This is a genomic window from Maricaulis sp., assembly GCF_017642925.1.
Lineage (GTDB): Bacteria > Pseudomonadota > Alphaproteobacteria > Caulobacterales > Maricaulaceae > Maricaulis.
Window position 1 is genome coordinate 16300 of sequence record NZ_JAEPOL010000002.1, and the last position, 13620, is coordinate 29919.

The 13620-nt window shown below is 67.3% G+C and carries 11 protein-coding genes; 8 read left to right on the plus strand and 3 right to left on the minus strand.

Annotated features, from left to right (window positions below):
- Positions 1-16: 16 nt before the first annotated feature.
- Genes JJ918_RS01680 through JJ918_RS01695 form a run of 4 tightly spaced genes read left to right on the plus strand, consistent with a single transcriptional unit; the run spans position 17 to position 3947 of the window.
- Positions 17-1519 carry a long-chain fatty acid--CoA ligase gene (locus JJ918_RS01680; protein ID WP_291882465.1) on the plus strand — a complete coding sequence of 501 codons (1503 nt, stop codon included), beginning with the start codon at positions 17-19 and terminating at the stop codon, positions 1517-1519.
- On the plus strand, positions 1516-1893 hold the full coding sequence (locus JJ918_RS01685) for a MaoC/PaaZ C-terminal domain-containing protein (protein WP_291882468.1): 378 nt from the start codon (positions 1516-1518) through the stop codon (positions 1891-1893). The genes JJ918_RS01680 and JJ918_RS01685 overlap by 4 nt, the downstream gene beginning before the upstream one ends.
- On the plus strand, positions 1884-2258 hold the full coding sequence (locus JJ918_RS01690) for a phosphate acetyltransferase (RefSeq protein WP_291882470.1): 375 nt from the start codon (positions 1884-1886) through the stop codon (positions 2256-2258). The genes JJ918_RS01685 and JJ918_RS01690 overlap by 10 nt, the downstream gene beginning before the upstream one ends.
- Before the next feature lie 57 nt (positions 2259-2315).
- A complete protein-coding gene (locus JJ918_RS01695; RefSeq protein WP_291882472.1) occupies positions 2316-3947 on the plus strand; it encodes an NAD(P)/FAD-dependent oxidoreductase in 1632 nt (543 codons plus the stop codon).
- 307 nt (positions 3948-4254) lie between these two features.
- Here the strand turns inward: JJ918_RS01695 and ppa are convergent, their stop codons facing one another.
- The 3 genes from ppa to JJ918_RS01710 form a co-directional block, all read right to left on the minus strand.
- Positions 4255-4788 (minus strand): inorganic diphosphatase, encoded by a 534-nt coding sequence (gene ppa / locus JJ918_RS01700; protein ID WP_271186169.1) that lies wholly within the window; start codon positions 4786-4788, stop codon positions 4255-4257.
- 144 nt (positions 4789-4932) lie between these two features.
- Positions 4933-9462, minus strand: coding sequence for a glutamate synthase large subunit (gene gltB / locus JJ918_RS01705; protein ID WP_291882475.1), 4530 nt, complete (start codon positions 9460-9462; stop codon positions 4933-4935).
- Positions 9459-10880 (minus strand): NAD(P)-dependent oxidoreductase, encoded by a 1422-nt coding sequence (locus JJ918_RS01710; RefSeq protein ID WP_291882478.1) that lies wholly within the window; start codon positions 10878-10880, stop codon positions 9459-9461. The genes gltB and JJ918_RS01710 overlap by 4 nt, the downstream gene beginning before the upstream one ends.
- 408 nt (positions 10881-11288) lie before the next feature.
- Here JJ918_RS01710 and moaA point away from each other — a divergent pair, with 408 nt between their 5' ends.
- Genes moaA through moaC form a run of 4 tightly spaced genes read left to right on the plus strand, consistent with a single transcriptional unit; the run spans position 11289 to position 13541 of the window.
- Complete coding sequence (gene moaA, locus JJ918_RS01715; protein WP_291882481.1) at positions 11289-12308, plus strand: GTP 3',8-cyclase MoaA; 1020 nt, start codon at positions 11289-11291, stop codon at positions 12306-12308.
- Positions 12309-12314: 6 nt separating this feature from the next.
- Positions 12315-12566: a MoaD/ThiS family protein gene (locus JJ918_RS01720; protein WP_291882484.1), complete on the plus strand. Its 252-nt coding sequence runs from the start codon at positions 12315-12317 to the stop codon at positions 12564-12566.
- A gap of 1 nt (position 12567) precedes the next feature.
- Positions 12568-13041, plus strand: coding sequence for a molybdenum cofactor biosynthesis protein MoaE (locus tag JJ918_RS01725; protein WP_291882487.1), 474 nt, complete (start codon positions 12568-12570; stop codon positions 13039-13041).
- A gap of 14 nt (positions 13042-13055) precedes the next feature.
- A complete protein-coding gene (gene moaC, locus JJ918_RS01730; protein WP_291882490.1) occupies positions 13056-13541 on the plus strand; it encodes a cyclic pyranopterin monophosphate synthase MoaC in 486 nt (161 codons plus the stop codon).
- Positions 13542-13620: the final 79 nt, after the last annotated feature.

A 13620-nucleotide genomic window follows, 5' to 3' on the forward strand; every position in this document is an offset into this window, starting at 1 on the left:
ATTCGGGAGGACTGGCATGGACATACTGACCGATATCACGGCGCGCCGCGCCGCGCTGGCGCCTGACGCGACCGCCTTCCACATCGTGGAGACCGGCGAGACGCTGAGCTATGCCGGCCTCGACCGGCGCAGCGCCTGTGCCGCCAGCCTGCTCGCCGCGGACGGGATCGATGCGGGCGACCGGGTCGCCATCCTGTGCCGCAACCGGGTGGAATTCTTCGAACTGCTGTTCGCCTGCGCCAAGCTGGGTGCCATCCTGGTGCCGCTGAACTGGCGCATGCCGGCCAGCGAGCTGGACGGGCTGGTCGCGGATTGCACGCCGAAACTCATCGTTTTTGGCGATGAGGATCGCGAGACCGCCGCCGCGCTGACCCGCACGCACAGCCTTGCCAGCCTCGATCTGGAAACCGGTTATGCCGGCCGCCGCGACGCGCTGGAACCCCATGCCGGCCGCACGGCCTGGCCGGGCGACGAGCCCTGGTATCTGATCTACACATCCGGCACGACGGGCCGGCCCAAGGGCGTGATCCAGACCTATCGCATGGCCCTGGTGAACGCGATCAATATCGGCCAGGCGATCGGCCTGCGCCCCGGCGATGCGACGCTGAACTTCCTGCCGCTCTTCCACACCGCCGGCATCAATCTTCACACCCTCCCGGTGCTGATAAACGGCGGCAAGGTGCATATCCTGCCCGGCTTCGATCCGGCCGCAACGCTGGCCCTGATCGATGCCGGCGAGCTGGATGTCTTCATCGGCGTGCCGGCGGTCTATCGCGAACTGACCCTGCATCCCGATTTCGAGACCACCGAACTGACCCGGCTGCGCCACTGGTCCTGCGGCGGCGCGCCTTTGCCGGACGTGCTGGTCGAGACCATGGCCCGCAAGGGGGCGCTGGTGTGCAACGGATTCGGCATGACCGAGACCGGTCCCACCGCCTTCCTCTCCGACGAGGCCAACGCCCTGCGCAAGATCGGCTCGGTGGGCAAGGCGCAGGTGCTCGTCGAGGCCCGCGTCGCCGGACCGGACGGCCGTGCCCTGCCGCCCGGCGAGACCGGCGAGATCCAGTTCTTCGGCCCTGGCCTCACCCCGGGCTACTGGCAGCGGCCGGAGGAAACCGCCGCCCTCTTCACGCCCGATGGCTGGCTGAAGAGCGGCGATCTCGGCCGCTTCGACGATGAGGGCTATTGCTATGTCGCCGGCCGGATCAAGGAGATGTACATCTCCGGCGGCGAGAATGTGTATCCGGCCGAGGTCGAGAACGTGCTCTGCCTCCACCCGGCCGTGCAGGAAGCCGCTGTCGCCGGCGTGCCGGACGAGAAATGGGGCGAGGTCGGCTGCGCCCACATCATCCTGCGCCAGGGTGTGAGCGTCGATGCGAAAGCCCTGTCGGACTGGTGCCGCGAACGGCTGGCCGCCTACAAGGTGCCGCGCCATTTCCGCTTCACCGACGATCTGCCCCGCACGGCTGCCGGCAAGGTCCAGAAACACCTCCTGCCCGTGCCCGAGGCGCTGTCATGAGCCGCAGGGCGACGCTGGACAAGACCTTCACCCAGGCCGATTTCGACGCTTTCGCCGCCCTCTCCGGCGACGATAATCCGATCCATGTCGACCCGGACTTCTCCGCCCGCACCCGGTTCGGCCGCACCGTTGCCCACGGTGCCCTGCTGTGCTCGGTGCTGCGCGGCCTGGTCGAGGAGATCGTGCCCGGCGGGCGGCAGATCCGCCAGTCGACCATGTATCCCGCCCCCTCGCCCGCCGGCGAAGCCCTGCGCTTTGAGGCCGAGACGACCAGCGAGACCGCCGGCTGGATCACGCTCGCCCTCACCGTGACCCGGCTGGCCGATGGCGAAGTGACCTGCCGCGGCGAAACGGAGGTGGCCCCATGCCGCTGAGCGAAGGCCTGAGCGCACAGACCACGCGCACTTTCACCCGCGCCGATATCGAGGCCCTGCAGCGCCTGACGGGTGCGCCCGACAGCGGCGCCAGCGTCCCCGAAGCGCTGATCAACGGGATGTTCTCCTATCTCCTGGGTGTCGACCTGCCCGGCCAGGGCACGAATTATCTCAAGCAGGAAACCGAATTCCTCGCCGATGCCCCGCTGGACGCACCCGTGACCGCAACGGTCGAGATCACCCGCCTGCGCCCGGACAAACACCTCGTCGACCTCGCCACCACCTGCCGCACCCAGGACGGCAAACTGGTCGCCCGCGGCCGCGCCCTCGTGCTGGCCCGCGATGTCGCCGGCGCCTTCACCTGACGCCACAACCTGCGCGCGGGATTGCGCTTTTTGCGGCGGCGTGGAAACTCGCCGCCCATGAACGCCCTGCCAAAGCCCGCCGCCCGGACCGCGCCGGACACCGATATCGTGATGATCGGCGGCGGCCATAACGGCCTCGTCTGCGCCGCCTACCTGGCGGCAGCCGGCCTGAAAGTCACTGTGCTGGAACGGCGCGACGTGCTGGGCGGCGCCGCGGTGACCGAGGAATTCCATCCCGGTTTCCGCAATTCCGTCGCCGCCTACACCGTCTCCCTGCTCAATCCGAAAGTGATCGCCGATCTCGACCTGCACCGGCACGGCCTTAAGGTCGTCGAGCGCAAGGTCGGCAATTTCCTGCCGCTGGAAGACGGCTATCTGCTCGCCGGCCCCGGCCTGACGCATGACGAGGTCGCGAAATTCTCCGCCCGCGACGCCGCCCGCCTTGGCGAATATGAAGCGCGGCTGGAAACCATCGCCGACACGCTGCGCCAGCTGGTGCTGGAGACCCCGCCCAATCTGCGCGAGGGCAGCCTGACCGGCGCCCTGCCCGACCTGTTCAAGGCGCTGGGACTGGGCGGCCGGCTGGGCGGGCTGTCGATGACCGCCAAGCGCGACCTGCTCGACCTTTTCTCCAAATCCGCCGGCGACTGGCTGGACGGCTGGTTCGAGAGCGCACCGATCAAGGCGCTGTTCGGCTTTGACGGCATTGTCGGCAATTTCGCCAGCCCCTACACGCCCGGCAGCGCCTATGTGCTGCTGCACCATCTGTTCGGCGAGGTGAACGGCAAGAAGGGCGCCTGGGGCCATGCGATCGGCGGCATGGGCGCGATCACCCAGGCCATGGCCGCCTGCTGCCGCGAGCGCGGCGTCGTGCTGCGCACCGGCGCGGCGGTGCGCGAAGTGATCGCCGAGAAGGGCCGCGCGCAGGGCGTGATACTGGAAAGCGGCGAGACGATCCGCGCCCGCGCCGTCGTCTCCAATCTCAACCCGAAACTCCTGTTCGGCGGCACCATGGTCGACGACGCCCTGCTGCCCGCCGATTTCCGCGAACGCATCGCCCATTACCGCTGCGGCTCGGGCACGTTCCGGATGAATGTCGCGCTGACGGATCTGCCGCGTTTCACCGCCCGGCCCGAACCGGGCGACCACCTCACCGCCGGCATCATCATTGCCCCCAGCCTGGACTATATGGACCGCGCCTGGGCCGATGCCCGGCGCGAGGGCTGGTCGCGCGAGCCGGTGATCGAGATGCTGATCCCCTCGACGCTCGACGACACGCTCGCCCCGCCGGGCCGGCATGTCGCCAGCCTGTTCTGCCAGCATGTCGCCCCCGTCCTGCCCGGCGGGCGCGACTGGGATGATTGCCGCGAAGATGTGGCCGATCACATGATCGCCACGGTGGAGCGCTGGGCGCCGGGCTTCTCCGATCTCGTCATCGGCCGGCAAATCCTGTCACCGAAGGATCTGGAGCGCACATTCGGCCTCATTGGCGGCGACATCTTCCACGGCGCGCTGAGCCTCGACCAGCTCTTCTCCGCCCGCCCCGTGCTGGGTCATGCCGATCATCGCAGCCCGGTGAAAGGCCTCTACCAGTGCGGCTCGGGCACCCATCCCGGCGGCGGCGTAACCGGCGCCCCCGGCCACAACGCCGCGCGGGAAATCCTGCGGGATTTCAGGCGGCGGGTGTAGGGGGTTCTTCCCCGCACGCCAGCTCCCAAAATCAATTCATCATCGCGCATTTTTCCCGGCCGCATGTCCCGCGGAGGCGGGACGGAGCGCCGGGACCAACAGGACGAACATCGTGCTGGATGCGCGTTCGCTGGGTCCCGGAACTGCAGCCTGCCTTCGCAGGCTTTCGTCCGGGAAAAACACGGGGCTTTTAGAGAGAGGAACACTCGCGCCAGCTCTTGCGCGGCGACATCTCGGCATACTTCACGAAAACAAAAAGCCCCGGCCTTTCGACCGGGGCTTCTGACTGTCAGCGTCGAGCTTTGACCTACGCGTCCGGACCGGCGCGTTCGATCGACTCGAGGATCAGCTGGCGGGCCTTGGCGCTGTCGCCCCAGCCGGTCACCTTCACCCATTTGTTGGGCTCGAGATCCTTGTAGTGCTCGAAGAAATGCTTGATGCGCATCAGCTGCGGCTGGGCGACATCGCCGTATTCCTTGATCTCGTCATAGAGCGGCGACAGCTTGTGGTGCGGCACGCAGAGGATTTTCTCGTCCAGACCGCTCTCGTCCTCCATCATCAGCACGCCGATCGGACGGGCGCGCACGACGCAGCCCGGCACCAGCGTGGTGTGACCGATGATCATGACGTCGATCGGGTCGCCATCCTCGGACAGGGTGTGCGGCATGAAGCCGTAATTGCACGGATAGCTCATCGGCGTGTGCAGATAGCGGTCGACGAAGAGCGTACCGGCGTCCTTGTCCATCTCGTATTTGACGGGCTGGCCGCCCACCGGGACTTCGATGATGACGTTGATGTCCTCGGGCGGGTTCTCACCCGCGGAGATTTTGTCGATCCGCATCGCATGCTCCTTACGGCCGGTCGATCGGGGCCAGACGGACACGCCGGCAAGCCGGAGCGCGAGGCCACGAAAAAAACTGGCGACCTCTTACGCTGTTCCCGGGCCGGAACCAATGCCTGTGCTGCACCGCAATACAGGTTTTCGTCAGGCCGAGCGGCTTTCATTGGCCGGGGTCAGACGCACACGTTCCCGCTTGACCACTTCCTCGCCGCGCAGGTGCACGAAATACCCGCGCTCGGCCTCCCAGGCCGCCAGCAGACGGGCTGCCACGACCGATCCGGTGGCCTTCGCGTGCGCCTCGATCAGCGCCAGGCAGCGCTGCTCGGCCTCGCCCTCCAGATCGAAGGCCAGCACGGTTTCCGGGTTGAGCCGGGCATCGAGCCGCCGGTCGGGATCGTAGACGAAAGCATCGCCGCCGGTCATGCCGGCCGCGAAATTATCGCCCACAGGACCGAGGATCACGGCCGTACCACCGGTCATGTATTCACAGCCGTTTGTGCCGCACCCCTCGACCACCGTCTCGGCGCCGGAATTGCGCACCGCAAAGCGCTGGCCGGCCCGGCCCGCCGCAAACAGGCGGCCGGAGGTGGCGCCGTAAAGACAGGTATTGCCGATGATGGCGTGGGCCTCGTTGGCCGGGCTGGACCCGCCATAGGGCCGCACGATCAGGGTCGCGCCGGACAGGCCCTTGCCGACATAGTCATTGGCATCGCCATCGAGCTCGATGCGCAGGCCGCGCGCTGCAAACGCGCCCAGCGACTGGCCGGCCGAACCGCGCAGGCGCAGGGTGAGATGATCCTCGCCCAGCCCGTCCGGCCCGAAGCGTGTGACAATCTCCGAGGAGGTGCGCGTACCCACCGTGCGGTCGGTATTCTTCACGCCATAGTCCAGCTGCATCTTCTCGCCGCGGTCGAAGGCCGGGGCGGCGTCGGCGATGATCTGCTCGTCCAGGCTGGGCGTGACTTCATTGCGCTGGGAGCGGGTCGAGCGGGCAGGCCGCTCCACCGCGTCGGCGCGCGACATGATCAGCGACAGGTCGAGATCGTCCAGCGATTCCGAGCCGCGCGAGACCTGGGCGAGCAGATCCGAGCGCCCGATCACGTCTTCCAGCGAAGCCGCGCCGAGACCCGACAGGATCTCGCGCACATCCTGCGCCAGGAAGGTCATCAGATTGACCACATGGTCCGGGAAACCGCCGAAGCGGGCGCGCAGATCCTCGTCCTGGGTGCACACCCCGACCGGGCAGGTATTGGAATGGCACTGGCGCACCATCAGACAGCCCAGCGCCAGCAGCGAGGCGGTGCCGATACCGAATTCCTCGGCCCCCAGCATGGCGGCAATCACCACATCGCGGCCGGTGCGGATCCCGCCATCGGCCCGCAGGGTGACGCGTTCGCGCAGCCCGTTCAGCGACAGCATCTGGTGCGCCTCGGCGAGGCCCAGCTCCAGCGGTCCGCCGGCAAACTTGATCGAGGTCAGCGCCGCAGCGCCGGTCCCGCCAACCGAGCCGGAGATGTTGATGATGTCGGCATTCGCCTTGGCGACACCCGCCGCGACGGCGCCGACGCCGGCGGCCGCCACCAGTTTCACACCGACGCGCGCTTTCGGATTGATCTGCTTGAGATCATAGATCAGCTGCGCCAGGTCCTCGATGGAATAGATGTCGTGGTGCGGCGGCGGCGAGATCAGGCTGACGCCCGGTGTCGCATGCCGCATGCGGGCGATGAATTCGGTCACCTTGAAGCCGGGCAATTGCCCGCCCTCGCCGGGCTTGGCGCCCTGGGCGACCTTGATCTCGAACTCGCGGCACTGGTTGAGGTATTCCGCGGTCACACCGAAACGGCCCGACGCGATCTGCTTCACCGCCGAATTCATATTGTCGCCATTGGGCAGCGGCTTGTAACGGACCGGGTCCTCGCCGCCCTCGCCGGACACCGACTTCGCGCCGATACGGTTCATCGCCACATTCAGCGCACCATGCGCTTCCGGCGACAGGGCGCCCAGCGACATGCCCGGCGTCACGAAACGCCGGCGGATGCCATTGATGGATTCCACCCGGTCGAGCCCGATGCCCGGCCCCAGCGGGCGCATGTCGATCAGATCGCGCAGATGGACCGGCCCCTGGGCGGTAACCGCTTCGCGATAGCGGCCCCAGGCCGAGACGTCGTTTTCCTTCACGGCGGTCTGCAGCTCGGTGATCACCCGCGCCGACAGGGCGTGCCGGTCGCCGGAGGCGCGCTGACGGTAGAAGCCGCCGATCGGCAGGCGCGCTGCGCCCGCCCAGGCCTTGCGATGCAGGTCGACCGTGCGCACTTCCAGGCCCGGCAGGCCGATGCCGGAAATACGGCTGACCACGCCCGGCAGATAGGCTTCCACCAGGGCCCGCGACAGGCCGAGCACCTCGAAATTACAGCCCCCGCGATAGGAGGAGATGATCGAGATGCCCATCTTGGACAGGATTTTCAGAAGGCCGCCATCCAGCGCATCCTTCAGCCGGCGCGCCCGGCCCTGGGCCCAGGGGTCGCCGCCCACGGTTTCCCGGCCAGCCGTGACCGTGTCAAAGGCGAGATAGGGGTTCACCGTCGTTGCGCCCAGGCCGACCAGCACGGCGGCATAATGGGAGTCGAAACACTCCGCGGAACGCACATTGATCGAGCAGAAATTGCGAAGCCCCTCGCGGGTCAGCGTGGAATGCACCGCGCCGGCCACCAGGATCATCGGCAGCGCCGCGCGTTTGTCGTCCTGGCGGTGATCGGTCAGCACCAGATGCGCCGCGCCGTCACGCACGGCAGCGACGGCCTCGGCGATCACACCGTCCAGCGCCTTGCGCAGGGTCTGGCCATTGCCTGTCGCGCCTTCGACCGGCAACAGGCAGTCGATCTCCTTGACCGCGCCGCCCATATGCTCGCGCCAGCGCTCATAGGCGCCATTGGTAAGGATCGGACTGTCGAGCACCAGCACGCTGGCGCGCGCCTCGCCCTGGGCGAGGATATTGCCGAGATTGCGGAACCGGGTCTTCAGACCCATCACCCGGCCTTCGCGCAGCGGGTCGATCGGCGGATTGGTGACCTGGGAGAAATTCTGCCGGAAGAAATGCGAGAGCGGCCGGTAGTTTTCCGACAGCACGGCCAGCGGCGCATCATCGCCCATCGAGCCGACGGCTTCCTTGCCGTCCTCGGCCATGGCGTTCAGCACCAGCTCGATCCCCTCGAAGGAGAAGCCGGCGGCGGCCTGGCGCCGCGTGCGCTCGTCATCGCTGTAGGCCTGCGTCTCGGCGCCCGGGCCGATCACCGGCTCGATGTCCTCCATCTCGCCCAGCCAGCGCGCATAGGGATGCTGCTCGCTCAGCTCGTCGAGGATTTCCTGCTCGCGGTAGAAGCGGCCGTTCTCGATATCCAGCGCGATCAGCCGGCCCGGCGTGATCGAGCCGCGCTCGACCACTTTCTCCTGGTCGATCGGCGCCATGCCGGTCTCCGACCCGGCGACCAGGATCCCGTCCTGCGTCGTGGCATAGCGCATCGGCCGCAGCCCGTTACGGTCCATGCCGGCAATCGCCCAGCGCCCGTCAAAGGCGGCGATCGCGGCCGGCCCGTCCCAGGGCTCCATCACGGCATTGCAGTATTCATACATGCGCGCCCAGCCTTCCGGCATCACATCGGCCCGCTTGGACCAGGCCTCGGGGATGAGGATGGTCTTGGTCATCGGCGCCGAGCGTCCGGCGCGCACCAGGATCTCGAAGGCCTGGTCGAGCGCCGCACTGTCCGACGCGCCCGGCTGGATCACCGGCCGCACATCGCGCTCCTCGCCGGGGAAGGCAGTCTCGGCGATGTGGATCTCGTGGCTCTTCATCCAGTTGGTATTGCCGCGGATCGTGTTGATCTCGCCATTGTGCGCCAGCATGCGGAAGGGCTGGGCCAGGCGCCATTCCGGGAAGGTGTTGGTGGAATAGCGCTGGTGGAAAATGGCGAAGGGCGAGACGAAGTCCCGGTGCCGCAGATCGTGGAAGAAACCGTCAATGTCCTGGGCGCGGAACAGGCCCTTGTAGATCACGTCGCGCGAGGACAGGGAGCAGACATAGAGGTCGCGCAGATTCTCCTCACGCGCCCGCCGCTCGATGCGCCGGCGCACGATGTAGAGCATGCGCTCGACCGTATCGATGTCGCGGCCGCGCGGATCGCGGAACAGGACCTGCTCGATTTCCGGCAGGGTGGCGCGCGCCTTCTCGCCCAGCACGGAGGTGTCGACCGGCGGCTGGCGCCAGCCATAAAAGGCAAACCCCTCGCGCAGGATTTCCGCCTCGATGATCGCCCGGGCGCGTTCGCGGGCGCCGAAATCCGTGCGCGGCAGGAAGACCATGCCGACGATGACATCGCCGCGTTCCGGCTCGTGACCGGTGCGGGCCACGGCCGCCTTGAAGAAGTCCTGGGGCACGCCGACGCGCAGGCCGGCGCCGTCGCCGGTACGGCCATCGGCATCGACCGCGCCGCGGTGCCAGACCGATTTCAGGGCGTCGATGGCCAGTTCCACAATGTCGCGGCGGGCGCGGCCCTGCATGTCGGCGATCAGGCCGACGCCGCAGGCATCTCGCTCGTCCTCGGGACGCCACAGACCCGTGCTTTCGAGCAGGGACAAGCCGGCCCGCGTGCGGGCCTCATTCCAGGTTTGGTGTGTCATTCGGCAGCTCCCAGAACCTGAAGGCGGTTCGACAGATAGCTCTCGATCGAGCGGGCGGCATCCATGCCGTCGCGGATCGCCCAGACGACCAGCGAGGCGCCGCGATGCAGATCGCCGGCGACAAAGACGCCGTCCAGGCTGGTCATCTTGGTGGCCATATCGCCATCGATCCGGCCATCCCGGTGGGTTTCCAGATCCGGCGCGCTGAACAGGGCCGGAATGTCTTCCGGCGAAAAGCCCAGGGCCGAGATCACCATGTCGGCGCCGACATCGAAAGTACGGCCCGGTTCCGGCTCCGGCGCACGGCGGCCGGACACGTCCGGTGCGCCCAGGCGCATGCCCTGGACGCGCACGGCGGTGATCGCCTCGCCCTTGGTCAGCACGGCGAGCGGCGAGGACAGCCATTCGAAGACGACGCCCTCTTCCTCGGCATGCTTCACCTCGCGGGCCGAGCCCGGCATGTTCTCGCGGTCGCGGCGATAGAGACATGTCACGGAGGCCGCGCCCTGGCGCACGGCCGTGCGTACGCAGTCCATCGCCGTATCGCCACCACCGATCACCACGACGCGCTTGCCTTTTGCCGACAGGCTGTCACCGCTGTCAGGCGCATCGCCCAGATCATTGCGATTGGAGCGGGTGAGATAGTCCAGCGCCGCGATGACACCGTCGCCCGCGCCCGGACAGGTCAGCTGCCGCGCGGCATAGACGCCGGTCGCCAGCAGGACCGCATGATGCTCATTGCGCAGATCGGCCAGCGTCGCATCACGGCCGACCTCGAAACCGGTACGGATATCCACGCCGGCCTCGGTCAGCCGGTCGAGCCGGCGCTGCACGACGGCCTTGTCCAGCTTGAAGCCGGGAATGCCGTACATCAAAAGCCCGCCGGCGCGGTCGGAGCGCTCATAGACCGTCACCGCATAGCCGGCCTCGCACAGCTTTTCCGCCGCCGCCAGCCCCGCCGGGCCGGACCCGACAATGCCGACGCTTGCGCCGCGCGGTGCGCCCGGGCGGATCGGCTTCACCCAGCCTTCTTTCCAGGCCGTGTCGGTGATGTATTGCTCGACCGCGCCGATGGTCACGGCACCATGGCCGGACTTCTCCACCACGCAGGAGCCTTCGCACAGCCGGTCCTGCGGACAGATGCGGCCGCAGATTTCCGGCATGGTCGAGGTGGCCGACGAGATCTCGTAAGCCTCCTCCAGCCGCCCCTCGCCCGCCAGCATCAGCCAGTCGGGGATATTGTTGTGCAGCGGACAGCCGGACTGGCAGAAGGGAATGCCGCATTGCGAACACCGCGACGCCTGGTCCTTGGCCTTCACAGGGTCGAACGGACGGTAGATCTCGTTGAAATCCTGCCGTCTTTCCGCCTCGGAACGCTTCTCCGGATAGGCCTGGTCGATGTCTACAAATCTCAGCAAGCGATGCCCCTCATCTGGTCACGAATTCGCTAGTGCAGCACAGACCCCGCCGCCGCACAAGATGGCGACCACGCGACCTTTTAGCACTTTTTGCCCGATATCCCGATTTGAAGGGATGCTTATGCCTTGTCAGAAACGCAATGGCACATCAACTGCAATTTTATTCCTCGACCCGGCCGGCGGCGCTGCAGCGCAACACAAGATGGTTGGACGATCTCCCGGTCACAGAGAACATTCGTTGAAACTTATCCCCGGTCACACCAGATCATGCGAGAATGGCGGTGCGCGCCGGAAAATCCTTCAGCGCGATCACACTTGCCGGAGGACGGCGTGAGGCCGGTCGTCAATCGCCGGCGCACCCGATAGGGTCAGGACCGGACACGCAAGCCAGGGCGAAAGACACAGGATTTGGACCGCACCCCCGCCTTTATCCCCGCCAGCGAGACGCTGACCGACCGCTTCGGACGCCGGATCGAATATCTGCGCCTGTCGGTGACCGACCGCTGCGACCTGCGCTGCGTCTACTGCATGGCGGAGCGGCCCGACTTTCTGCCCAAATCCGAACTTCTGACGCTGGAAGAGCTCACCACCGTCGCCGAGACCTTCATCCGCCGCGGCATCCGGAAAATCCGCATCACCGGCGGCGAACCCCTGGTCCGGCGCGATGTCGTCCGGCTGATCGAGAATCTCGGCCGCCATGTCGGCAGCGGGCTCGACGAGCTCACCCTGACAACGAACGCAACGCAACTGGAACGTTACGCCAATGCGCTCGCTATGTCGCACCTGTGTCGCATCAATGTATCACTTGATACACTCGATCGTGACAGGTTTAGACGCCTCACCCGCGGCGGCGATATCGCCTGCACACTCAGGGGAATCGAGGCCGCCCGGCGCGCCGGAATCGGCATCAAGATCAACACGGTCGCCCTCAAGAACGAAAACGAGAACGAGATCCCGGCGATGATCGAATGGGCCCATGACCAGGGCTTCGACCTCACCCTGATCGAAGTCATGCCGGTCGGGGATGTGGGATCGGACCGGACCGACCAATTCCTGCCCCTCACCGCGATCCGCGACCGTCTCGAACAGCGCTGGAGCCTGACCGATCTGCCTGACAGTACAGGCGGTCCGGCCCGCTATGCCCGTATTGCCGAAACCGGCGGGCGGGTCGGCTTCATCACGCCGCTGACCTCGAATTTCTGTGCCGGCTGCAACCGGATCCGCATGACCTGTACCGGCACGCTGCACACCTGCCTGGGCCATGATGACGATCTCGACCTGCGCGGCGCCTTGCGCGCCGGCGGGCCCGATGCCGTCGACCGGCTGATCGACACGGCGATGGCGATCAAGCCGGAAGCGCATGATTTCTCGGTCGCACGCGGCACCGCCCCGGCGGTTGCCCGCAACATGGCCCGCACGGGAGGCTGACCGCGCATGCAGATCACCGTCAGATACGTCGCCGCCCTGCGCGACCGGATGGGCCGCCCCGGCGATACGCTCACCCTCGCCGCTGACACCGCCGACAGCGAGGCCGTGATCGCCCGTCTGCGCGAAACCGATACCGCCGCCGAAGCCCTGGCGCATCCCTCTGTCCGGCTGATCCTGAACGACGCCATCGTGCCGCGCCCGGCCGCGCTGGCCGATGGCGACACACTGGCCTTCTGCCCGCCCTTCACGGGAGGCTGAGATGACGCGTATCGACACGGGCATACTGGACACCGCCCTCGACCCGGCCGCCGCCCTGGCGCGCCTGGCCGGTGCCGATCTCTCGGCCGGCGGCGTCGCCAGCTTTCTCGGTCAGGTGCGCCAGGAAGACGGGCTGACCGCGCTGGAGCTGGAACACTATCCCGGCGTCACCGAACAGGCCCTCGCCCGGATCGCCCGGACCGCCGCCGAGCGCTGGCAGCTGCACCGGGCCGTGATCCACCACCGGGTCGGCCGCATGACGCCGGGCGAACCCATCGTCTTCGTCGGCGCCACCGCGCCCCACCGCCGGGCCGCCCTCGACGCGGTCGGCTATATGATCGACCTTCTCAAGACCGAGGCGCCGTTCTGGAAACGCGTGCACACAACCAGCGGCAGCCACTGGGTCGATGCTGCGGATACAGATCGCCAGGCGGCCGATTTCTGGCTCGACCAGATGGCCAGCGAAGACGCATAGGAGCAAAGAGCACGATGAGCGGACTGACCCATCAGGACAAGGACGGACGCGTGCGCATGGTCGATGTCGGCGGCAAGCCCGTCTCGACCCGGCTGGCCATCGCCTCGGCTCGCGTCTTCATGAACCAGGCGGCCTTCACTGCCGTCCGTGACGGGGCCGGCCCCAAGGGCGATGCGATCCGGACCGCGGAACTCGCCGGCATCATGGCATCCAAGCGCACCGCCGACCTGATCCCGCTGTGCCACCCCCTGCCCCTCACCCGCGCCCGCGTCACCATCGAACCGGACGACGACGCACAGGCTTTTCTGGTGCGGGCCGAAGTCGCGACCGACGGCAAGACCGGTGTGGAGATGGAAGCGCTGACAGCCGCCTCCGTGGCCGCGCTGACGCTCTATGACATGGCCAAGGCGCTCGACAAGGCGATCCGCATCACTGACGTCCAGCTGGAGGAAAAGCGTGGCGGCAAGTCCGGCGACTATGTCCGCGGCACCGCAGGCTGATCCGCGCCCGACCCCGGCGCGCACCCATGGTGACAGGCGTCCGGCCAGTCGCTAGCGTGAGCGCCGAACAGGGGATCAG